Source organism: Psychrosphaera aquimarina (assembly GCF_032461525.1).
GTDB classification, from domain to species: Bacteria; Pseudomonadota; Gammaproteobacteria; order Enterobacterales; family Alteromonadaceae; genus Psychrosphaera; species Psychrosphaera aquimarina.
In genome coordinates this window covers 218,455-243,326 of sequence record NZ_JAWCUA010000007.1, presented here as the reverse complement: position 1 = coordinate 243,326, position 24,872 = coordinate 218,455, and the positions used below count along the sequence as shown (strand labels likewise).

The following is a 24,872-nucleotide window of genomic DNA, read 5'->3' as shown; positions in this document are numbered from 1 at the left end:
TATACTCAACTCAACCTAGAAACAACTTAAGATTAATGGACGATGAGAATTTCAAGTTTAGTTAAAGTTACCTCGATAGGGATTTTAGCTGCAGTCGTATTGATGACACTTTCCACGGTATGGGCTAATATCAAACTAACCGACTCCGATCGAGTTTATGCAAAATACAGAACCATCTATCACGCTATTACGGTTAAACTTTACCGAGATGTACAAAGTTATCTAGTCACAGGGAATGCATTAAAATTAAGTGATGCTGAAACACAAGTAGATAATATTCTTAATGCGTTGGCTGAAGCTAATATAGACAAACAAATTAGCTCAAACCTCAATGATGAACTCAAAAGCCTCAAACTAAAAATGTCGGGTAAATACCGAGCTTTGGGTAAATTAAGTGGTAATGAACAAGCGTTATTAGAAAACGCTGAACGTAACTTATTAGATAGCATTGACAGTTTAGTGAGTTATGCGGAAGAAGGGGCCACTAATAATGAATTTGCCGCTAAACAATATTTAAGTCACGCTTCAAAACTCCTATATCAATTATACGATCTGACCAATACACGTCAGAGCTTTATGCGTGCTCAGTCAGAGTCAACAAAACAAAGCTTGATGAACATATTATCTGACACTAAGGAGCTAGCTGCTAAAATAGAATCTTTGCCGCTACTAGGTGTGTTTGCAGAAACGGATGAAGATGACTTTGGTTTGTTTATGGATGAAGAGGAAGAAAAAACAGATAAAGGCGAAGACTTAATATCTGAACTGCAAAGTTTATTAAACCGTTATCCAAAAGAATTAGCCAACACAACAATCATCATCGAACAACAAACGGCGTCCCTTGCTGAAATAAAACAAGACATTGACCGTTTAGAGTTATTAGCCAATGACGTTGAACAGGCGGTTTTTGAAAGTCGAGATCAAACGTATTCACAGGTGGCGGTGATTATAGCCTCTATGCTGGTATTGTTCTTAATTGGTTCAGCGATGAATTACTTAGTGATGTATAGGTTGGTGTTAACGCCATTACGATATTTACGTGACGCGTTCCATAATTTAGTAACGGCAGGTTCTATTGAACGTATTGATGATAAAGCCAGTACAGAGTTTGGTGAGATCGCTCGATTTTTTAATCAATTATTAGATAACGCTGAACGCGACAATGATAAAAAGTCGCAACAAATGAACATAGTTTCTCAGGCGTTAAACTCGTTAGAAGATGAAACACAACAGATCTCAAATGCGACAGTTAATACCCAGCAACAAGTGCAACAAGCACAAGATGTATTATCTAATTTGTCACAAATAAATCAGCAGCTAAATACTTTAGCGGGTGAAGTACAAGAAAATGCCAATCAAACAGTACAAGCTATGGTTTCTGGGCGTGAAGGTGCAAACCGAATGCAGCAAGCTAATCTGGAAACGGTCAATAAAATTAACTTAAGCAGTGGCACCTTAGAAGAGTTGGTCACGAGCGTAGATAAAGTTCAACAAGTGATGGATGTATTAAAGGCGATTGCCGATCAAACTAACTTGTTAGCATTAAATGCTGCAATTGAATCAGCAAGGGCAGGAGTGCATGGTCGTGGTTTTGCAGTTGTGGCTGACGAAGTACGTAAGCTGGCAATTAAAACTCAAGATTCTTTGTTTGATACTAGTCAAATACTGGAACAATTAAATAATTTCAGCGGATTATTACAATCAAATATCAGTCAGATTTCATCTGCGGCTGAGCAACAAACCGAGCTAGCAACCGCGTTAATTGATACAACTAAATTGGTAGAACAAAAAGCCGTAAAATCATCAGATGTGTCTTTGCAAACCATGCAGTGTGCGAAGGAGCAACAAAGCGATTTTGAGACCTTCGCTAGCCTAATGCAACAAGTTGATATTATGGTGGAAAATGCTCGCCAACAGGCAATTACCGTTCAAGGTTCTGTGGCAGAACAGGGCCAACTAATTTCACAAACCTTTACCATTAAATAACCTAGTTAGACTTATTAATCGGCCATTAATAAGTCTAATTTAAACAAATATTACATTGTCATTAAACTGACATTTAACCGAAACGGTATTGTCACATTCATCCTCTACTATCACCTCATTAACTTATGGGGTGAATACATGAAAACTATATCTAAAAAAGCATTATCAACTGCGGTTGCGACTGTACTTATGGGCGTTAGCGCTTTACCTGTACATTCAGCTGCAATTCAAAAAGTAATTTCAGCAAGTTCAGAAATAACCAATTCAGCGGCCAGTTCGCAACAGAAAATCGATAAAATTGCAGAGCAAGTCCAAGAAAAATTAATGCAATTTAGAGCGATGGAAAAAGAAACGGCAGGTTTAGATATTTATAACGGCCAGATTCAAAAACAAATCAATAGCCAAATTGAAGAGATGGAACAGCTTAATAAAGACATAGATCAAGTGTCGGTGATTGAGCGTCAAATCACGCCGTTAATGTTACGCATGATTGATGGCTTGGAAAGTTTTGTTGCGCTAGATGTGCCATTTTTACCTACAGAACGTCAAGAACGTTTAACGTCACTTAAAACCATGATGGATAAAGCCGACATTGCAGTATCTGAAAAATTCAGACGTGTGATGGAAGCTTACCAAGTTGAAGTTGATTATGGCCGCAGTATCGAAGCTTACTCAGGTTTATTGGAGTTAGATGGCCAAGAACGCGACGTCGACTTTTTACGTATTGGTCGTGTAGCACTTATGTATTTAAGTCGTGACGGTTCATTAATTGGTCGTTGGGATAACGAACAAAAGTCATTTCAAGCACTAAGCCCTGATTATCGTATGCATATTACTAAAGGCTTACGTATGGCGAAAAAACAATTGGCGCCAGACTTATTAACATTACCAATCCCTGCACCAGTTTTGGTTTCTGCTAACACCGGGCTTTAACGGCTAATAAGAATATTGAATTTAAGGTAACAAAGATGAATGCATTAATGAAAAGCCTAGTAACCACATCGGCTTCACTATTATTAGTTTTAACTACTGCAATGCCAAGTTTTGCAGCAGACGAGAAAAAACCACTTGATTTAGACCAATTGTTATCGCAATTACAAAACGGTAAAACGCAGCAAAATCAAGAAAATAAAACTCGTGAGCAAGCGTTTTTACGTCAACGTGCTGAACAAGACAGCATGTTAAAGCAGGCAACCACAACGCGCGATAACGCACTTAAATTGTCTGAAACATTAGAAACTAAATTTGAACAAAACGAATTCCAATTAGCGGATTTATCAGAAGCATTAAATAAAAGAATGGGCTCGTTAAAAGAGTTATTTGGTGTATTACAGCAAGTGTCTGGTGATGCTAAAGGTAAAATGCAAACTTCAAACGTATCGGCTCAGTTTCCTGGTCGTGATGTGTTTTTTGAACAATTAGCGCAAAGCATGGGTGGCAGCTCAAAACTGGCGTCTATTGAGCAAATTGAAACGGTGTGGTTTGAACTGCAACGTGAAATGACTGAACAAGGTAAAGTGGTAAAATTTAATGCGGATGTTGTTGAAGCCAGTGGTAATAAAGTAAACAAAGAAATCGTACGAGTTGGTGCATTTGCGTTGGTATCACAAGGTCAGTATTTAGACCTAAATCCAACGACAGGAACCTTATCTGAATTAGTTCGTCAGCCCGCTTCTCGTTTTAACGACAGTGCGGCAAATTTACAAACAAGTACAGATCAAGTAGTCCCTTTTGCTCTAGACCCAACAGGCGGTTCAATCTTAAGCCTTTTAGTACAAGCGCCAAATATTGAAGAACGTATCGACCAAGGTGGCACAGTTGGTTATATCATCATCGCGGTAGGTTTGATTGCTTTCTTAATTGCATTAGAACGTTTTGTATCACTTGCGCGCATAAACCATAAAGTAAAACGCCAATTAAAAGAAGTTGAACCTAACGAAAACAACCCACTAGGACGAGTATTAAAAGTAAATCAGCAATACCCTGACGTAGCTTATGAAACCCTTGAACTTAAATTAAGTGAATCGATTCTTCGTGAAATGCCAGTCATTACTAAAAACCTAACACTAATCAAGATTGTGTCGGTGATAGCTCCTCTACTGGGTCTTTTAGGTACGGTAACGGGCATGATCAATACGTTCCAAGCAATCACTTTGTTTGGTACAGGTGACCCTAAATTAATGGCTGGAGGTATCTCAACGGCATTAATGACAACGGTGCTAGGTTTAGTAGTCGCGATACCAACAGTTGTACTTTCAAGCATGTTAAACACCCGTAGTAAAAACATCATGCTTATCTTACAAGAGCAAAGTGCAGGCATTATCGCGGAACGTTCTGAGCAACAATTAGAGCGTCGCCAAAACATGAAAGTAGCTAGCAAAAACAACCAAGTAGCTTAAGGGGAATAACATGGTTTTATTCACTGAAACCATAGAGGCCATTCGTGAGTTCATGGACACCGGAGGTGTTGTTCTCACGGCCATTGCCATTATGATTTTCTTGATGTGGCTGCTGATTTTGGAGCGTATTTTATACGCTCTAAACGGCCACAAAGAAGTAAGTGCTGCACTAATAAAAAATTGGCAAGACAGAACAGAAAGAATGTCTTGGAATGCAGAGCAAATACGTCAAGCCTTTGTAGCAAGAGCACAAATGCGCTTAAACAAGAACTTAACCCTAATAACGACGTTAGTGGCACTGTGTCCTTTAATGGGACTGCTAGGAACCGTAACGGGAATGATAGAAGTATTTGATGTTATGGCAATCAGTGGAAGTGGTAATGCGCGTTCAATGGCCAGTGGAGTGTCTAAAGCAACGATACCAACGATGGCCGGCATGGTTGGCGCATTGTCCGGAGTATTTGCTAATTCATGGTTACAACGTAAATCAAAACGTGAAATTGAATTATTAGAAGATAAGTTAGTGTTAGATATTCAGCACTAATTTTACCAGCCTAATCAGAGAATAAGAGAACAGATTATGAGAGCGCCATTAGCAAGTTTATTACAAGAAGAAGAGCAAGAAGAGATCAACTTAACGCCAATGTTAGACGTTGTATTTATCATGCTTATATTTTTTATCGTTACTGCTTCATTTGTGAAAGAAGCGGGTATCGATGTTAATCGTCCAGAAGCTGCAACGGCGGTTAAAAAAGAACGTGCCAGTATCTTAATTGCCATATCGGATAAAGGTGAGATTTGGATCAATAAACGTCGTGTGGATATTCGTGCGGTTCAAGCCAATGTTGAACGTTTAAAAGCAGAGAACCCACAAGGGTCAGTCGTTATTCAAGCGGATAAAAAATCAACCACAGATACCTTGATTAAAGTGATGGATGCGTCGCGTGCGGCAGGGGTATTTGACGTATCAATTGCTGCAGATGATGGTAATTAATAAGGCGAATGATTGTGAATTTAGCTGAACAGAAATATCCCGTTTTTCAAAGATACCTCATCGCTTTAGCACTCGCGGGAACGGTAACTCTTGGTTTGTTATATGGCATGCAAGCGTTAATCAAAACCAGTGGGTCAGCGTTAACTGACCCAGCTAAAGGTAATGTCCTAGATTTTATCCGTTTAAAACAAGATGAAACGGTACAGAAAAAAGAACGTAAACCGAAAAAGCCACCAAAACCACAAGAGCCACCACCGCAAATGACTCAGCCACAATTGGCATCAGAGGCGGTGAGTGCTAACGCGTCAGGTTTTGACTTCAGTGCTAATGTAAATGCCAATACGTCAATTGGCAATGGTTTAGCACTAGATGTCAGTGATGGTGAGTATTTGCCAATAGTAAAAGTTGCACCGGTTTATCCACGTCGTGCGTTACAGCGTGGTATTGAAGGGTATGTGATTGTCGAATTCATGGTTGATAAAACTGGAGCTGTGAAAAATCCAGTGGTTATCGAAGCCAACCCAGAAGGTTTATTTGATAGGGCGGCAATGGATGCAGCACTTAAATTTAAATATAAACCGAGAGTGGTGAACGGTGCCGCTACGGAAGTATCCGGTGTGCAAAACCGTATTACATTTGAAATGGCCAAATAACCACGCTATTTCTTATTAATAAAGTATTAGGTTAAAAGTAGTTAGGATTAATCATGAAAGTATTGTTTATACGTACCACATTAACGTGTGCCATTACGTTAACCTCGAGCTTATTCAGTGTATTGCCTGGTATTGACATGTCTTATGTACAGGCATCTGAAGATACCAGTAAAGTTGAGAAAAAACGTAAACGCACGCCAGCGTTAGGGGCAAGAGTTTACAGCCAACTTGCAAGGGCACAAGAGGTTGCTGATGCCGGTGACATGCAAGCAGGGTTAGATATTTTAGACCAAGTTAAATCTAAGTCTTCTAGTCTTAACAGTTATGAACGAGCTATGTTGCATAACTTTACGGATTTATTTATTACAACGCGGGCAAAACCGAACAAGCGATTGCGGAGTTTGAACAAGTAGTGGCACAAGATCCTATTCCAGAGTCATTGGAAAAGGGCACCTTGTTTTCGTTAGCGCAGTTGTCAATGGCAAATGGGAATTACGGTAAAACCATTTCATTTTTAGACCGATGGGATGAAGTTAATCAAGGATTAGCGCCTATAAATAATAATGTATTAAGAGCACAAGCGTCGTACCAATCAAAAGATTATAAAAATGCTGCTAAATATATTGAAAGTGTTATCAAGCAAGCTTTGGAGCAAGAAACTGAAGCGGAAGAAACTTGGTATATCTTACAACGTGCTGTGTATTTTGAGTTAAAAGATAATAAAAAAGTTACTGCCATTTTAGAGCAAATGGTGCGCTTGTTTAATAAACCGGAATATTGGCTGCAATTGGCAGGTATGTATGGCGAATTAGAGCAAGAAGATAAACAGCTCGCGGTAATGGAAGCGGCTTACCAACAAGGTTATGTGACACAAAAATCAGAGTTGATGACTTTATCGCAAATTTATTATTTTAATGGATTACCTTATAAAGCAGCTAAAGTATTGAGCCAAGGTATAGAGCAAAAAATAATAGAAAAAAATGCCAAGAACTTAAAATTTTTAGCCCAGTCTTGGCAGGGGGCCAAAGAAGCGGACAAAGCAATTGCGGTGCTTAATCAATTGGCCAGTATAACCGATGATGGAAATGCGGACTTAACCATCGCTGAGATTTATTTGCAGCAAGGTAAATCTGACTTGGTAATTAAACATGCAGAACAAGCAATCACGAGAGGCAAACTAACTAATAGTGGTAATGCATATTTGGCATTAGGTATGGCTAACGTGAACCTTAAACAACTTGATTCAGCACTTGAAGCGTTTAAATCGGCGAAAGAAATCCCGAGTTCACAACGTATGGCTACTCAGTGGTTAAAGTTTGTTGAACAAGAACAGCAAAATATTAAACAACTCGCAGCCCATAAATAAACCAGTAATTCAATTTAAAACCTAGAATAATTCTAGGTTTTTTTTTATTGATATCCACAGAGTCTGGATTAACTACTGGTTTTATTTAACCAGGTAGAAACGGTATTTCGAAAGCTAGTTACATCCAAAGGTTTCATAATAAAGTCATTCATACCTGCTTGAATACACGCATCCTTATCTCCAGCCATCGCGCCTGCTGTCATCGCAATGATCATTATGGATGAGTTATCAGAGCCCGCTTGACCTTTTCTTATTAATTCCGTCGCTTGAAATCCGTCTAATACCGGCATTTGGCAATCCATTAAAATAAGGTCGAATTTGTTAACTGAGTTATTTAATAAATCTATCGCTTCTTGACCATTTGCTGCTGTGCTTATTTCAATAGGAAGAGACTCTAACAGTCCTGCTGCGACAATTCGGTTAATCTCATTATCATCAACTATCAGTACCGAGTATTGGTTAGTTACATTTATTTTTTTCTTGTTATTAACGGATGGCGCTTTGTTGATTTCATGGGTAAAAATGGAATCAACAATACTGGCAAACTGATATGGTAGTATTGGGGTTTCTACTAGTTCAAAGTGCACGTCGGTTACCTTTGAATCAAATGGCGATGCCGGGTTTTGTAATATGATTAATTTACAGTTGTTTTCTGACTCACAAAATTGAGAATAATCTTCAATATGGGTATTAAAAACCTCACTATCAACCAGCATTAAATCAGGTGCCGTTGCGTTATGAATATGTTCTTCAGCTTGTCGTTTATTTAATATATACACTTCAGCTTGCCAATTTTTAAGTTGGCTTAAAAGGGCGTCATATGGCGTTGAAATGCTACTTATCAATAAAATTTTCTTACCTAACAACTTTGCACTTGTTAATGGACTTGTTTGTTTTGAAAGTAATTTAGATTTAATTGAAAAGGTAAACGTACTGCCTACGCTTTCTTCACTTTGTACGCTGATAGTGCCGCCGAGCAGCTTAGTTAATTTTTTCGAGATAGATAAACCTAAACCCGTGCCACCATATTGTTTATCTGTACTTGACGTTGCTTGTGTAAATGGTTGAAATAACTTGTTTTGTTGGGCTTTACTCATCCCTATGCCGTTATCTTCAACTTTGATAATGCACTCTACAAGTTCAGGATTTTGATCATTTAACTGGGTATGGGCAGAGACCAGGATTGTACCTTCATCAGAAGTAAACTTAATCGCATTGCCGATTAAATTGATTAATACTTGTTTAATTCTGTAATCGTCACTGACTAAATATTCGTGTTTCACATCCCGCCAATCAAAACGTAAATCAATGTTTTTTTCTTTGCACTTGATGGACATAGTTTCTATTACAGAACTGATTGTTTGGATGATATTAAACTCATTTAACTCAATATCTAATTTACCAGACTCAATTTTAGATAAGTTTAACAAGTCATTAATTAACACGGTTAGATTAGAAATGCTGGTCTTGGCTAGTTTTACATAATTGGTTTGTTTATCCGTTAAAGGATCGTTGTTTATTAATTCTAACATGCCAGATATACCATTTAATGGCGTACGTATCTCATGGCTAATATTGGCAACAAAAGCACTTTTGGATTGGTTGGCATTAACTGCGTCTTTAGTCGCAATTTCTAATTGTTTGGTGCGTTGTTGAACTTCAATTTCTAGTGATTCGTTATGATTAAGGATCTTCAGTTCATTGATTTTAGATTCTGTGATGTCTCTAATTATCGCTGCTAAGGAACTCGCGGATTCGGAGTCATGTGGGAATACTGGTGACAAACTCACCGAATAATATATTGGTTCTGCCTCATCGGACGTATTTATAACCTCATATAAGGCGGGCTGCTTTTTGCTTATTACGTCACTCAATTGTTTTTTTGAAATTAAGTACTTCTTCTCAGTGACACCTATGACTTGGTTAATACCTTTAGTCAGAGCCATGTCAGAATTTAGACCAAACAAGTAAGTGGCTGACTCATTCCAACTGAGCACTTTACCCGTTAAGTCAATATTAATTATTGCATCAGATGAGCCAGAAATGATGGCTTCATAGCGGGATTGATTATCGTATAAGCGTAAGATTTTATTAATATACCTTTGGTAAATTAAGGCAAGTATAAAAAACAAAACAAATAGTGAACTGATGATGATTAAGACAAATTTACGTTGCTCTTGCCAAATTAGGTTTATTTTATTTTCTGCAACAGCCCCCACTATATTTAAGCTTCGAAAGTCGCGAAGAGACAGTCGTAAATTTTTTCCATACATATAATATGCCTTTTGATTGAAAAGCACTTCGTGGGTAGTTTCGTCGTTAGGTAATTTGGTTGTATTGGTTAGTTTTGACCAAGTTGCATCATGGTTATCTAGGTCAAATCCAAAGGTCATGGCTTCGTTTTTGGCGCTAACAAAGTAACCGTCATTATTTAATACGAACAGGTTGAAGTTTGTTTTAGAATATTCATTTTGTAAATGATCTAACAGCGATGTGGCATCTATATTTAAAATTAGAAAGCCAAAAAATTGGTAGTCCTGGTCAAAGATAGGTCTTGCGACTCGGTAAGTAGGCCAAATAGGATCTTCAATGATCCCATATTCACGGTTTAATGTGATATCGGAAATGTATTCTTCGTTGATATGTAATTGTTCAATGGCTTTATAATAATCAGTTTGTTGCTTATTTTGTAACAAACCATCAGATAAAATGACAACTTTATTATTTTGTCTTTCTACGCGCACGAGCTCTCTTCCGGAGTTAAGTTTCGTGATATATCTAATTTGTCGAATTTCTGGATTGTTAGTGATAAAAGCTGAAAGAATAGTTTCTAATCTATTTTTCCATTGTTTGGTCGTGGTGCCGTCAAATGGGTCGATACCCTCATTATTTATTGCTCGGGTAATTCCTCGAACTGGAGGGGTAGAGAATAAAAAATGTAATGTGGATTTATTTTCATTAAAACGTTTGTTTATAAAGTCATGGGTAGACTCTATTTTAATTTGTAGCTCATGAAGTAACTCTGTTTCTATTTTTTCTTTGGCGAAGTGACCATAAATGGCGTAGATAAGTATACAAATTAGAGCAAATCCGCCAATTGTAAGCGGTAATAATTTGTTGTATTTATTTATTGAAACATTGACTGCTTGGGACATAACTAATGCTCACTTTCTTGCTGAACAGAGTTTTTTAAGAATGTTAGAAAATCGTCAGATGATAAAGGTCTACTGTATAAGTAACCTTGACCTTTAGTACATCCTAAATCGGTTAAGGCGATAACCTGTTCTTCCGTTTCTACACCTTCAGCGACAACATCAAGTGTTAATGATTGACCTAGTGAGATGATGGTTTTAACTATTTCATAATCGTGTTTATTATTTAACATATCTTTGACAAACGACATATCCACTTTCATGGTATCGACATCAAATGTTTTTAAATAAGACAGGCTTGAGTATCCAGTGCCAAAGTCATCAATTGAGATGTTAATTCCTAATTTTTTTAAAATAACCAGCTTAGCTTGAGTCTCATTAATGTCACCCATTAACGAAGTTTCAGTAATTTCTAATTCTAAATACTGTGGAGGTAATTGCGATTGATTTAACACATTGGCAATTTCACTCTCAAGTTTAGAGCCAATGAATTGACTGGCTGAAATGTTAACTGAAACACAGGTTGGAGTGCCTGAAATAAGCCACTTTGCGGCTTCGGTACACGCTTTTAATAAAACTTGATTGCCTAAAGCGCCAATTAGATTTGATTCTTCAGCAATTGGAATAAAATCAACAGGGGAAATAAACTTGCCACTTTCATCTACCATCCTCACTAACGCTTCAGCACCAACGATGGCTCTGGTATGTAAATTAAACTTGGGTTGATACACAACAACTAATTCGTCATTAGTAATGGCGTGGCGCAGTTTCAATTCAAGTGCGTGTCGTTGTAATAAACCTTCCTCTAATTCACCAGAGAAAAAACAAAAATGATTACGACCTTCTTTTTTTGCACTATACATTGCAACGTCAGCGTGTCTAATTAACTCTTCTGCATCAACGGCGTCATTAGGAAATACACTGACGCCTACACATACTGATACGTTATATGGGGTGTTTTCTATGGTATACGATTGATGCATAACAGAAACTAATTCGGAAGCTAAGCTCAATGCTGGCTCGACGCTATTAATTTCATCCATTAAAATCACAAATTCATCACTGTTAATGCGAGCTAAAGTATAAGATGAGGGTAATAGAAGTTTAACTCTGTCGGCAATCTGACATATCAGTAGGTCACATAATTGGTGGCCAATGGATTCATTTAAATATTTAAAATTTTCAATTGCTAACAATAATACGGCTACTTTTTCTCTTTTTCTTTTTGCGTTTTGAATGGCTACGGTTAAACGGTCTTGTAACAAAATACTATTAGGAAGATCGGTAAGTTGGTCATAATTTGCCAAATGACTCATTTTTAGTGCCAGTGCAGTCGCTTCACTTACATCATGGAAGACGATAATAGCGCCAATTGTTTCACCCTCTGCATTGTTGATAGGAGCCGCAGAGTCCTCAACCGAGTAAACATTAAGTGTGTGAGAAAGTAACTCACTATTGAGTGCCATTCCAGCAATACGTTTCTCACTTAACGCGATATAAATTGGGTTTAATATCGGTTCTTTTGAATTTGAATTACGAAGTAACATGACTTCTTCAATTTTGTGATGTGAATTTTTCTTAAAGTGCCAACCCGTCATTCGTTCAGCAATTGGATTCATGAAGGTAATATAACCTTTAGTATCTGTGGCAATTACTGCATCACCTATAGATTCTAGAGTAATTCGTAGTCTTTCTTTTTCATAAAATAAGGCTTGTTCAGCATGTTGAAGTATCTTTGATTGTGCGACTAGTTTTAATTGATTTTTCACCCTCAAATGGCAAACTTTAGGGTCAAAAGGTTTGGTAATGAAATCGATCGCGCCTTGAGCCAGAGCTAACTCTTCAGCATCTGGCTGATCAACACCAGTGATAAATATGATTGGGATAGCCTGTGTAACTGGGTTGCTTTTGAGTTCTTTGCAAACTTGCCATCCATCCATTACTGGCATAGCAATATCTAAAATGATGATATCAGGGCTAATTTTATTAGCCATGGCTATTCCTTCAATTCCACTTAACGAAAAATGAATGTCGGCTAAATCGGATAAAGAGTTTTGCAAAAAAAGTACATTTTGTAGGGAGTCATCAATAATTAATATTTTCTGAGTTTCTAGGTATTGTGGCGATATAAACATTGCTACACCTTCCGTGAGTAACTATTAGTTAAGCAAAACATGCGAAAACTATTTTATTAAGTACAATTACTTAAAATTAATCATAGCCTAATTTATTTATTTGACTATGATTAATTTAAATATTTCATTTTTAAAATCAAAGGACTAATTACAAATGAGCCATGGGAAATTAACCGGAGTAACGACGTCTATCAACCCTTTACTTGTTAGATTTTTAGTCGTTTCCATCATTATTTTCTTGAGTGGGTTGTATGTTGCGGTTTGGTCTGAAAAAAACACTGAAAATCAGAATAAATCCAAACTTAATGAGCAAATAAATAAAGAGTTGGTTGCAGTTTCTGCAGATATCTTATCTGAGCTTAGTAAATATGAGCAGGCCTTGCATGGGTTACGAGGCACTATCAAAACGGTCAAGTTAGAAGATTTTACTCATAAGCACCATCAGGAATATTTTCACAGTCGAGATTATAAAAATGCGTTCCCAGGCTCCAGAGGTTTTGGTGTTATTAAAAAGGTAGGACAAGACGAGCTGGTCTCTTTTTTGGAAAATGCAGCAAAAGATAGAGATGGAAAATTTAGATTAAAGCAATTAGATAATCCACAAGACCCTTTATTTATCATTCAATATATAGAGCCGGAGAAAGACAATCTCCAAGCTATAGGTTTGGATATTGGCTCTGAACAAAACAGACGAATGGCCGCGATAAAAGCTGCGGTTTCAAACACAACTCAGTTGACCGGGCCCATAACGTTAGTGCAAGCAGATAATAAAGTTAAACATGGCTTTTTATTATTGTTACCCATCCAAACTGCCCGAGAGTTGAATCTAAACCAAAAAAGTGACTTTAACGCTTGGGTGTATTCTCCTTTATTAATTAATGAAATTTTAGATTCTGTATCTAGCTTAAATACTAACTTTCAAATTAGTATTTCAGACGTCTATTTGAAACAAGAAACCAACTTTTTTAATTCTGAGGTAGATTCAGAAATTAACAAGCGATATGCATTAACAAACAGCTTAGAAGTTTTCGGTAGAAACTGGCTAATCACATTATCCCCAACCATAAATTATATTGATTCTTTAGAACTCACTCCTGCTCATTTGATTCGCAACCAAGTCATATTTGTCTCTCTACTATTGTCGATTTTTATGTTTTTTATTGGCCGCACGTTATCCAAACGGTTTGAGTCAATCACTCGTAAATTAAGTTATGCCGCAGTTGTTGAAAATACCAGTGAATCAATAATTGCAGTTGATAAAGACTTTTTAGTATTACATTGGAATCACGCAGCAGAGGACTTATTTAACAAGTTACAACACCTTGAAAAGACAAGGTCTGTGACCTTATTAGAGTGGTTAAAACCATATATAAAACAAGCAGAATTAGTCAGTTACTTTAAACAAGTGAGTCGCGGAGAATCTATTTTAAACTTACCTTTTGTTGTAAAAAATGCCGAAAGTGAAACAGCAAAACAATTACAAATAAGTTTAATTCCTTTAATGAAAAACAGTTCTTTCTTAGGTGCAACCGTTAGTATCAGTGATATCACCAAACTTATTCAATTACAAAACGACTTAAAAATAAAAAATGAACTGTTAGAACAACAGGTGACGGTTAAATCGGGGGAGGTCATACGCAAAGCTCAGTTTCAAAGTAGTGTATTAAATAGTAGTCATACGGCAATTATCGCTACCAATATGGACGGCGTAATTTCGTTGATAAATCAAAGTGCACAGGATTTGTTAAAACTCAATGAAAACGACACAGTAGACAGCTTAAACATTATTGAATTAATACAGTCTACCTTCTTCGATTCCGATGAACATTCCAATTTTTCTAAGTGGGTTGCAAAGTTATTGGAACATAACGCTTCGACGCTGGTTACATTTTGTAATCATAATATTGATTTAGATGTTCCTATTGAATTAACCACGTCAACTATTTTAGATGAGTTTGGCAAAGCAAGTGGTTATGTATTTTTAGCTGAAGATATTCGCGAAACTCTATCGTTGAAGCGGCACGTCTCTTTGATTAATAGTGCTTTGGATAATTCTCAAGATGTTCTGTTTTGGTTAGATCCGCAAGGACATATTATTCATTTAAATAATTTCGCCAATATTCAATTAGGTTATACAAACCGTTCTGTTCAATATCAATCAATCAATGAAATTATCATTTATAAAGAAGATGAATCATGGGAAGCCCTTAAAAATAATATAGACGATAATAGCAGGATCAGTATAGAACGTTCTTACCAACAAAGTAGCGGTCAAACCATACCTATGCTTATCTCTTGCTGTAAGCTAATGATTGATGATGATGTTTTTTATTATTTTGCGGGTAAGAATATTTCGCTTAGGTTGATTGAAGAAACGAAATTAAAAACGGCCTTATCTAATGTAGATGCAGCGAGTAAGTCAAAATCAACCTTCATCTCAAAAATGAGCCATGAGTTAAGAACCCCACTTAATATTGCCAATGGCATGTTACAAATGTTGGAATTAACCGTATTAAGTGACATACAACGTACTAGTGTTGATGGAGCTAAACAATCCATGAGACATTTAACCTACATCATCGATGACATTATGGATTTGAGTGATGCGGAACGTGGGTTATTAACATTAGAAAATACTGAATTTGTATTTGATGAAGTGTTAGACGATATAGGTTTCCATTTATCAAACTTGATTGGCGATAAACCTTTAGAAGTCCACTTTGACATTGACGCAGATGTGCCTTTAATTTTGCTTGGCGATGAAAAAAAGTTACACCAAGTTATCCTAAATATAGCCACGAACGCGGTTAAATTTAGTCTAGAAGGTGAGGTCATCATTAGGATTAGTGTAGAGCGTTTACAAGATAGTAAGGTAACCTTGTTATTCTCCATTACCGATTCTGGCATAGGGATCGAGCCAGAAAAACTGGAGAAAATTTTTGAATTATTTTCTCAATCCGATGACTCAAGTGCTCGTCACTATGGTGGTTTGGGCGTCGGATTATCAATAGCCCATCAATTTGTAAATTTAATGGGTGGCGAGTTGACCGTCGTCAGTAAAAAAGGCGTTGGCTCCACATTTAGTTTTAACATCGATTTAGTGGAAGTCGACACACCAAATAGTCTAATACCCGTTAGCATTAATAAGTCGCTGAATGTTCTCTTGGTCGACGACAATATTACAGCCTTAAATGTGTTAGGTAACACAATTAAGTTACTCGGGTGGCAAGTGTCTGTCGCTTCGAGTGCGGAAGATGGATTAAGGTTATTCCAGCAAGGGCTAGACAATAATAAAGCGTTTGACCTAGTGTTAGTTGACTGGAAAATGCCTGATGTAGATGGTTGGCAACTAGCTGAAAAAATAAGAGATATCACGCCAGTTGACAATGTTCCATTGCTGATAATGGTGTCTGCATTAAGTCGACAACGGTTAGCGGAAAAAGCGGCGGAATCAAAATCATTGTTAAATGGGTTTATTTCTAAGCCGGTAACCCGAACTATGTTAGTTGAAGCGATTACCGATGCAGTCAGCGCTTCTGAACATAATGCTCAAATTCCAAAAGTAACAAAAAAAGAGAAATCGTTATTAAATAAACAAATTTTAGTGGTTGAAGATAATCCAGCTAATCAATTAATCGCTAGAACCCTATTAGAGAGTCAAGGGGCATTAGTTGTCGTAGCCAGTGGTGGGTTGATCGCTTTAGAAGAATTAAATAACTATACGTTTGATTTCATTCTAATGGATATCCAAATGCCGGATTTGGACGGTTATGAAACCACACGACGTATTAGAGCGCATGAACAGTATTTAACCTTGCCTATTTATGCGATGACTGCGAATGTTTCAGATAAGGATGTTAAGTTATGTTTTGAAGCTGGGATGGATGGACATATAGCTAAACCTTTTCAAATTAATAAAGTGGTTGAAATTATTCTAGAGGCTACGTCTGGTGTTAATACATTAACCAGTGTGGCTATTTCCAATAAAAAAGTACAAGACTGCTTAACGAATGAAGCGATTGAATACTGTGTTAATAAGAACATAGATATTGAAAATTGTTTAGCAAGGTTTAATTATTTAAATGACTTATACAAACGTTCTTTAGTTTTGTTTTTAGATGACCTTAATGTTGAGTTAATCAAGTTAAGTGCATCCGTTAACAAGCGAATAGAGCAGGATGATTTCATACTCTTTCACACGTTGAAAAGTACTTCAGAAAGTTTAGGTTTTAAACAACTTGGTGAATTAACAAAAGAAATAGAACATCAGATTGAACAAAAAGTCTTTGAAAGTGATGAAGAACTATCGAAATCACAATTTGCAAACGTGCATCAGTTGATGAAACAAACGGCCGATGACGTTCAAGGGTTATTACATTTATTGTTGCCGAATAAAGAGTCTGAGAAATCAAATTTGATGGTTAATTTTGAAGACGCTTTTTCGAGTTTGTATGAAGATGTTTTAGGGTTCAATCTTAATGCAATTGATACTTATCATAAAATAGAAGAACCGTTAAAATCCATTTCTAAACCACTTAGTGAAAAGTTAGTTGCATGTTTGAATAAGTTACAATTTAATGAGGCTAAATTGCATTTAGATGCGTTAAAAAAGCTATTAATGGAAGAGTAGTGTGATAAATAAAATTGACGTAAAAACCGAATTAAACTTAGCTAATTCAACTATTTTAGTGGTCGATGACCAACCTATTAACATAAAGATAGTAGATAAGATATTATCGAGTGAGTATAAAATTGTCGCAGCAACAAGTGGTGATCAAGCCATAGAGTTATGTAATAAAAATCCACCTGATTTAATCCTGTTAGATGTTGTTATGCCTTACATGTCAGGGATCGAAACGTGTGTGATTTTAAAACAACGATTATCTACCGCTGAAATCCCAATCATATTCGTCACTTCGTGTGAACAACAAGATGAAGAGGAGGCTTGTTGGGAAAACGGAGGCGTCGATTTTATTAATAAACCTATTAAACCAACCACGTTAAAAAATAGAGTTAAAGCCCACCTTACTCTTAAATATCAAAGGGATATGTTAAGCAGCTTAGTGTTTATTGATTATCTGACTAAAGTCTATAATCGGCGATATTTTGAAGAACATATCACTAAGTTAGAAAACAGCAGTAATCGTGAAAAGCAAGATTCAGCATTACTTCTAGTCGATATTGATAATTTTAAATTGTTTAATGACGTTTATGGCCATATTCGCGGTGATATTTCACTAAAACAAGTGGCGGTTCGCATTCAAGATACACTTATGCGACCTAGTGATTTTGTTGCTCGTTTAGGCGGTGGGATTTTTGCCGTTATCTTACCTAATACTGAACTGATTGGTGCTATTTCTGTAGGTGAAAAGATACGAAGAACGGTTTTGGCGGAGGAAATAGCACACCCTAAATCTAGTGTTAAGTTTTTATCAGTGAGCGTTGGCATCTCCACTGTGTTCACTGCTCAGCAAAACATGGTCACCTTGTTAGATGATGCAGAAAATTACTTAAGACATGCAAAACAAAGCGGACGTAATATCTGTAAACATGGGCAGTTGGTTTAGATATTAAAACAGACATTATCCAAGTTTTAACGAGTGAATAAAACTAACCTACATGTCAGATAAATCGCCCTAAAGTTAACATAACTTATTGCCGATACACACATAATTGAAAGTATGGAATATTATCTAATGTTACTGAATAAACAAGCCTCCATCAAACGCAAAGTTAGTGTTTTATTTGTTTTTATTGTCATGTTATGTGCTTTAGTTTTTGGCGTCTTGTCAGCAATGAGCTTGTCATCATTTTCTGATGAGCAGATCAGTAGCACCAAAGTAGAATTAAAGGCGTCTGTCATTAAATCGATGAAAGATGCCGGTTCCCTTGCAGGTGAGCGAGTCAGTAAGTTATTAACTCAAAGTTTTGCTCCAGCTTTAATCTTTGCTGAAACTCTATCTAACACAGCTCACCCTAATACCCCGCTAAGTCGAGAGCTAGTGAAAGATATGGGTAAATACGCATTAAAGTCCAGTCCAACAATAAGTTCAATTTATGCACAATTTGAAGCAAATGGGTACGACAATTTAGATTCTCAATATATCGGTTCGTTGAATCATTCAAGTCCAGCAGGAACTATTGAAACATACTGGATACGCGAAGATGGTGAAATTGTTTTTTATCCTACTGAAGATGCTAATGAAAAATACCTAGATAACAAAGACGAAAACGGCATACGAGAGGCCGAGTGGTATTTATGCAGTAAAGACTCGTTAAAACCTTGTGCATTAGACCCATATTTATATGAGATTGAACCTGGTAACGAACAATTAATGACAACGTTGGCAGCCCCAGTCATTACTAATGGTACATTTAGAGGGTTGGTTGGCGTTGATATTAATTTGCCTGTTGTTCAAAAATGGATCACAGAACAGGCAAAATCGTTATTTGGCGGTAGCTCTTCGATTACTTTAGTCAGTCAAAGAAACCTGCTGATCGCCTCTAACAAATATGCAGATTCGTTATCCCAAAGTGCTTTAAAAGTTAGCCAAGATCTTAAGAGTATTTTGATTAGCAACAAAGACACAATTGTAAATCAAGACTATTGGCATGTAAAAGTTCCGGTATTAATTCCAGAGGCTAAAGTGGAATGGACTTTAATTGTATCAGTGCCTGAAAGTGTAGCCTTGGCATCAATTAATTACATGACAGATCACGCAGAAAATAGTTTAACCGCCGTCGTTACACGATTAGTTATATCGTCAATCGTATTTTTAATTGGCGCCATGGTATTTTCTATGTGGTTAGCTAAGTCAATTACATCACCAATAGAACTGGTTTCAAGTTCTATTCAAGAATTGGCAGAAAGAGAAGGCGATTTAACTCAAACCGTCACGATTGAAAGTCATAAAGAACTGATTTTATTAGCCAATGGTTTTAACCAATTTATTACAAAGTTAGCTCAAATGATTGGAGCTTCTAAGCAATATTCAAATGAATTAGTGAGTAAGTTTACTCAATTAGAGAAAATTGCAATTAGTGTGAAAAAAGAGACTCATGATCAACAGTACGACTTAGATAATATCGCAACCGCTATGACAGAAATGGCTGCTGCTGCAAGCGAAGTCGCAAAACTTGCAGCTATCACTGCACAAGGTGGCACAACCGCCAATGAGTTATTACATGCCACGCAAGACACCTTACAAGAGAATGTGAGTGAAGTTCAGCAGTTAGAGCAAACGATGGAAGTGACCAGTGAGCAAATATCTCAAGTTGCTTCGCGTAGTTCAGATATTACAAGCATAGTTGAGACCATACGTTCCATTGCTGAACAAACTAATTTATTAGCCCTAAATGCAGCCATTGAAGCAGCTCGTGCGGGTGAACAAGGCCGAGGGTTTGCTGTGGTTGCCGACGAGGTGAGAAGTCTAGCTGCTCGTACTCAAACTTCTACCCAAGATATTAGTGACCTGATTGGTAACTTACAGCTTGATGTAAATAAAGCGGTTGATACTTTAGGTAGCATAAAAGTGACGGTGGCTAATACGGTTGAAAAAACCAGTGTTAGTTTTGAGCGATTGACTGAAACGATGGAAAGTATTAAACAGATCAATGAAAGTTCTGAGCAAGTTGCAACGGCTGCAGAGCAACAAAGTCAAGTAGCTGAAGATATTAACTCCAGGTTAGTGTCGGTCTCTGATAGCAGTAAAGGATTAGCTGTGTTGGGACAAGAGTTACAGGAAAATAGCCGAGAATCAAAAGAACTTGTTGAAAATATTGAAAGTCAATTGAGGCGACTAAAGTGCTAACAGAATATTAGCTTAATAACAAATATAGAGCGTTTAACTATATCAAGGCTTGGCATATCACCAAGTCTTGTTGTTTTTTTAGCGATTAAAATCTGTATTGAATCGTCGCTATGAATTGAGTTTGTTTTTGCTGAGCTTGCCAGTTTCGCCATAAGGTTCGGCTATCGTTGCTGCTATCAACATGAATGTATTCAACTCCGGCTTGCCAGGCACTATTAATGTCGTAACGCCAGGTTAACGTAACGGCACTGCCATCACTATCATTTGGATCTTCTGGGTTGATATCGGTATCGGTTACTGAAAATTTGTCGTAGCGAACTGAATAGCGATGGTCCGAATGGTGGTAACTCAGCAATAAATACCAAGCATTATAGTCAAAGAACACGCCTTTTATTTTATCACCCATTTCGGTATAGCCATCCATCCACTGTGCTAATACACGCCATTGTTTATTGAATTTATGTAACCCAGCAATAGACACAAATTGATTGCGCCAAGCGTATTGCATATCAGGTTCTACCGCCATCGGGTCTGCTAAATTATCATAAAAATAAACTCTTACATCGGTAGAACGCAAATATCGCCAATTAGCACCCAGATAAAAACCAAGTCGATTATCGGTTTCTTTAAACGGTACGACATAAGTAGGATTAGGTGTCGGGTTTGATTGAAATTGAAAGTAGTTGGCAAAATTTACTTGTTCGCCATAAACGGTTTGTCGATTGTGTAAAGCCCAACCGCGCCAAGCTAATAACGACGCTAAACCATCATTTGCTTGAAAAGCAGATAGGGTAAACGAATAACTATGTGGTGAACGATGAACTCTGCCTGGACGAGATACTGTCCATTCCATGCCTATGGTTCTTAATTCCTCGGCCAGCCAAGAATTAATAGCGGAAAAGTTATAGTTGTAAGGGCTAGTCCAACCCGCGTCGGCGTTTTCTAAGGACATTTTAGGGTAGAAAAAACCGGCTTTAAACTGATGTTTTAATCCTTGGCTAAGAGGGCGGTAGGATAAATATGCTTCGCTAATGCCTAAGTTTTGCTCGCCGTCTGCTTGGTAGTGAGCGGTAGCATTAAATGAAATGTTGTATGGTAAGTTTTGTTCTAACTCGATAAACGCTTGGTTAAATACAATGCTGTCTTGCTCATCGTATCGTAGCAGACCAACACCACCTTGCATCCAGCTATTTAACCAACTGGCTTGTTTTTCAGTAGATACCAAACTTACTTCAGCCAGCCCAGTTATTTTGGCTGCCGGTACAGAAGTGGAACAACATAATAATGCAATAACGCTAAGTGTTTTGTTATTCATCATTGTGCTCTAACTCCACTTCAAAAATGCCTTTATTCGCAGTTAACCATTGTTCTAAGTCTGTTGCAGGCAATGGCTTACTAATAAAGTACCCTTGTGCGGTTTCAACTTCAAGCTCGGCTAGTTTTTGCAGGCTTAAGATATTTTCTACTCCTTCAGCCACAATCGACAACCCCAAGTTATGAGCCAAATTGGTAATTGATTTAACAATAATTATATCGTCTGGGCTGTTGGCTAATTCAAGGACAAAAGATTTGTCAATTTTGAGTTCGTTAACTGGAGTGCGTTTAAGCTGTTCCATCGACGAATAACCGGTTCCAAAGTCATCAATGGATAAGTTGATGCCCATATTTTTCAACATTGAAAGCGCGGTTATCGCGTTTTCAGGATCTGACATGATTGAACTTTCAGTTACCTCAAGCGTTAACATTTGAGGTTTAATATCGTATTTAGCTAAAAGCTGAGCTACATACGGTGGCAAATTGAGGTCTATTAAATCTACCGTTGATATATTCACCGCCATTTTTAAATTAAAACCTAAGTTCAGTAACCGTTGCTGTTGTATTAAGGCTGTTTCAATTGCCCACTTTGTTAGATAGCGAATATTACCAGTTTGCTCAGCAAGCGGTATGAAATCGTCTGGGAATATAAACCCATGCTCAGGGTGCTGCCAGCGCACTAAACATTCAACACTTGAAATACGGCCCGTTTTAATGTCGATTTTTGGTTGGTAGAACAAATTTAGTTGCTGATTCTCAATGGCATTTCTAAGCTCTGTCATTAGACTTAGGCGCACTACAGAATACTTATTATCACTTGCTTTATATTCTTCCACACTGTGATGTTGAGTTTTTGCTTCGTAAAGCGCAATGTCGGCGTATTGCATTAATTGTTCGGCAAATTGAGCATGGGTAGGGAAGGTTGAAACGCCAATGCTTATTGATACGTCTAATGAAATATCATCAACAGTAAATGGTAAATTAAACAGGTGGGCGAATTGTTCGGCTACTAACGCAGAATCTGTTGGAGTCGTCACGGGTATAAGCGCAGCGAATTCATCACCGTCTAAATAGGCTAAAAAGACATTAGCCGCCTTATTTTGGTCTAACCGCTGGCTGATCTGGGTTAGCACCTTATCACCAAATTCATGACCTAAGGTATCATTTATATCTTTAAAACGGTCGACATCCATCCACAATACAGCGAATGGCCCCACATTAACCTGTGCAAGTTGTTCTCGTAAATATTTCAAAAAATAAGTGCGATTGGGTAACTGGGTTAATTGGCTATAAAATGCAAGTTGATGGTTTTCTTGTTCACGCTTTTGAATTGCGTCTTGCATACCCGATAGGGCAAAGGATAGGCTTTCCACTTCAGATAATCGAGTGTCATGGTCGATGGTCGGATATTTACCTTGTCTAATTTCATTGGCCACTTGCGCTAGCGCTCGTAATGGTTTGGCAATACTGCGAGAGAATGAGAAGGTTAAAAACGAGACCAGTAACATTACCAAGGTTATGGTTACCGACAATTGTAAAATTAAGTTTTGATAATTTATATGTGCCATGGTTTCAGGCAAAGTAAAAAATACCGTAATGATATTGTTGTCAATGCGACCAAGTTCAGCTTGGTAATAAACCAGTTCTTGTTGGCCAACTAACATAGTTTTCGGTTCGCTCTTGCTTTGACTGCTGCGTAGATCATGGCTTAGATTTGTATTTGTTTGCACTAAATCTTTAAAGCCTGTCGACAACGTATTAAGTTCTATGTCAATTAAACTCGTCGCAACTACTGCCTGTTTGTATTGAATGCTAACGTCAAAATTGGTAATGGTTTTTAGGCTACTGGATACCAACCTAGATAACTTCACCCCAGTTAATAAAAACGCGTCGGGGGTAGGTACATTCTCATTAAACTTAACGTCATGATACACAATCAAATAGAGTTCATTGTCTTGGAACTTAAAGTTGAGCTGTTGATCCGCTGCTGCCGAGTTAATAAAATGGTCAAAGTTGAAATTGTCAGTACCAGTGAGAAGTTGTTTTTGTTTATTAAATACCGCCATAAAATCACTGTTTAGCCGACTTTGATAATTATTAAGTGCAAGTTGTAACGACTCAGGATCTTGTGTTGCGCCAGCAATTAATTGTTTAATAGCAAAGTCTTTACTTGCGGTATTTAAACCGCGACGCAGTGCCAATGCGTCTTTTTCTAGTTTATAAAATAACACCGCTCGTGAGGCTGAAAACTGTCCTTCAAGCTGTTGATTTGAATGGTAATAGGTTTGTTGCAATGTAACCGCTAATACAGCGCTTACTGAAATAATTAACGACAGTAAAAAGACTAAAAAGTTACGATTCTGTAATGAACGAAAGTTAATAGGCATCAAACTCGTCACCTTTTTCATAATCCATTAATTGTTGCAATAGCGGGCTAGTTAAGTTGAGCTTTATATTACTAGTTCCATTTATACTTACCGCTTTTTTTATTTCATTATCTGAGCCCTGGAGTAAAGGACTATGCAATTTTAGGGTGTACTGTCCATCGGGTAAGGTTATTGTTGCGCTGCCGTTCCCCCCGGTTTTGGCAAACCATGGGGTGTCTAATACATACACATAGCCAAGCATCCAGTCGTGAATATTGCAGCCTAATACCACCTCACCTTCTTTTTCGAATGGCAATGGCTGAGGTTTGCGGTCGCGATATAACTTTAATTCAAAAGCCTTAGCTTGTGAAAATGAATAAACATGATGTTGCACCGAATCTGAATTTGGAAAACTGACATTTGCCCCTTTTTGTACAGGTAAAATATGTGGTGAAAACTGGGTGTCTATTTGATCCATTACTTGAGGCGTGGGGTCTAAGGGCATATTAGATTTGTCTGTAGGTTCAAGCGCAATGACGACATTTTTAACAGGCTCTCCTGTTACGTTAGTTACGCTAATCGTAACGTCAGCAGCAAAGATATAAAAATTAAACAATAATCCTAAGGTTAGGCCAATAGTGTTTGTTACAACGACTTTAAGTATCTGCTTGATAAACATATTTAATTACACAATAA

Annotated in this window: 16 protein-coding genes; 11 read left to right on the top strand and 5 right to left on the bottom strand. The window is 37.3% G+C overall.

The genetic code is table 11. The features are described 5' to 3' along the window. Positions 1-42 precede the first annotated feature (42 nt). The 8 genes from RT723_RS07675 to RT723_RS07640 all read left to right on the top strand — a co-directional run bounded on the left by RT723_RS07675 (position 43) and on the right by RT723_RS07640 (position 7,398). Entirely contained in the window at positions 43-1,986 is a 1,944-nt protein-coding gene (locus RT723_RS07675; protein WP_315946546.1) for a methyl-accepting chemotaxis protein, read from the top strand. A 138-nt stretch (positions 1,987-2,124) separates the two neighbouring features. Next, positions 2,125-2,919, top strand: coding sequence for a DUF3450 domain-containing protein (locus tag RT723_RS07670; RefSeq protein ID WP_216054552.1), 795 nt, complete (start codon positions 2,125-2,127; stop codon positions 2,917-2,919). A gap of 35 nt (positions 2,920-2,954) precedes the next feature. Then, positions 2,955-4,385, top strand: a complete 1,431-nt coding sequence (locus RT723_RS07665; protein ID WP_315946545.1) for a MotA/TolQ/ExbB proton channel family protein — start codon at positions 2,955-2,957, stop codon at positions 4,383-4,385. 10 nt (positions 4,386-4,395) lie between these two features. After that, complete coding sequence (locus tag RT723_RS07660) at positions 4,396-4,929, top strand: MotA/TolQ/ExbB proton channel family protein (protein ID WP_315946544.1); 534 nt, start codon at positions 4,396-4,398, stop codon at positions 4,927-4,929. A 36-nt stretch (positions 4,930-4,965) separates the two neighbouring features. Continuing rightward, positions 4,966-5,379, top strand: a complete 414-nt coding sequence (locus RT723_RS07655; RefSeq protein ID WP_216054550.1) for an ExbD/TolR family protein — start codon at positions 4,966-4,968, stop codon at positions 5,377-5,379. A 107-nt stretch (positions 5,380-5,486) separates the two neighbouring features. Then, positions 5,487-6,032 (top strand): energy transducer TonB, encoded by a 546-nt coding sequence (locus RT723_RS07650; protein ID WP_315947172.1) that lies wholly within the window; start codon positions 5,487-5,489, stop codon positions 6,030-6,032. Positions 6,033-6,085: 53 nt separating this feature from the next. Next, the gene (locus tag RT723_RS07645) at positions 6,086-6,445 is read left to right on the top strand and encodes a hypothetical protein (protein WP_315946543.1); all 360 of its coding nucleotides are present in this window, start codon (positions 6,086-6,088) and stop codon (positions 6,443-6,445) included. Then, positions 6,391-7,398 carry a tetratricopeptide repeat protein gene (locus RT723_RS07640; RefSeq protein WP_428983648.1) on the top strand — a complete coding sequence of 336 codons (1,008 nt, stop codon included), beginning with the start codon at positions 6,391-6,393 and terminating at the stop codon, positions 7,396-7,398. The genes RT723_RS07645 and RT723_RS07640 overlap by 55 nt, the downstream gene beginning before the upstream one ends. A 68-nt stretch (positions 7,399-7,466) precedes the next feature. Here RT723_RS07640 and RT723_RS07635 read toward each other — a convergent pair whose 3' ends face one another. After that, positions 7,467-10,553: an ATP-binding protein gene (locus RT723_RS07635; RefSeq protein WP_315946541.1), complete on the bottom strand. Its 3,087-nt coding sequence runs from the start codon at positions 10,551-10,553 to the stop codon at positions 7,467-7,469. Positions 10,554-10,555: 2 nt separating this feature from the next. Further along, positions 10,556-12,685 (bottom strand): EAL domain-containing protein, encoded by a 2,130-nt coding sequence (locus RT723_RS07630; protein WP_315946540.1) that lies wholly within the window; start codon positions 12,683-12,685, stop codon positions 10,556-10,558. Positions 12,686-12,839: 154 nt separating this feature from the next. Here RT723_RS07630 and RT723_RS07625 point away from each other — a divergent pair, with 154 nt between their 5' ends. From RT723_RS07625 to RT723_RS07615, 3 genes are all read left to right on the top strand, one after another. Then, positions 12,840-17,315, top strand: a complete 4,476-nt coding sequence (locus tag RT723_RS07625; RefSeq protein ID WP_315946539.1) for a response regulator — start codon at positions 12,840-12,842, stop codon at positions 17,313-17,315. A 1-nt stretch (position 17,316) separates the two neighbouring features. After that, positions 17,317-18,252 (top strand): GGDEF domain-containing response regulator, encoded by a 936-nt coding sequence (locus RT723_RS07620; RefSeq protein WP_315946538.1) that lies wholly within the window; start codon positions 17,317-17,319, stop codon positions 18,250-18,252. Between the two features lie 129 nt (positions 18,253-18,381). After that, positions 18,382-20,496 carry a methyl-accepting chemotaxis protein gene (locus tag RT723_RS07615; protein WP_315946537.1) on the top strand — a complete coding sequence of 705 codons (2,115 nt, stop codon included), beginning with the start codon at positions 18,382-18,384 and terminating at the stop codon, positions 20,494-20,496. An 85-nt stretch (positions 20,497-20,581) separates the two neighbouring features. Here the strand turns inward: RT723_RS07615 and RT723_RS07610 are convergent, their stop codons facing one another. Genes RT723_RS07610 through RT723_RS07600 form a run of 3 tightly spaced genes read right to left on the bottom strand, consistent with a single transcriptional unit; the run spans position 20,582 to position 24,855 of the window. Beyond that, positions 20,582-21,814, bottom strand: coding sequence for a hypothetical protein (locus RT723_RS07610; RefSeq protein ID WP_315946536.1), 1,233 nt, complete (start codon positions 21,812-21,814; stop codon positions 20,582-20,584). After that, a complete protein-coding gene (locus tag RT723_RS07605; RefSeq protein WP_315946535.1) occupies positions 21,804-24,197 on the bottom strand; it encodes a putative bifunctional diguanylate cyclase/phosphodiesterase in 2,394 nt (797 codons plus the stop codon). Before RT723_RS07605 ends, RT723_RS07610 begins: the two co-directional genes overlap by 11 nt. After that, on the bottom strand, positions 24,187-24,855 hold the full coding sequence (locus RT723_RS07600; protein WP_315946534.1) for a methylamine utilization protein: 669 nt from the start codon (positions 24,853-24,855) through the stop codon (positions 24,187-24,189). Before RT723_RS07600 ends, RT723_RS07605 begins: the two co-directional genes overlap by 11 nt. Positions 24,856-24,872 lie beyond the last annotated feature (17 nt).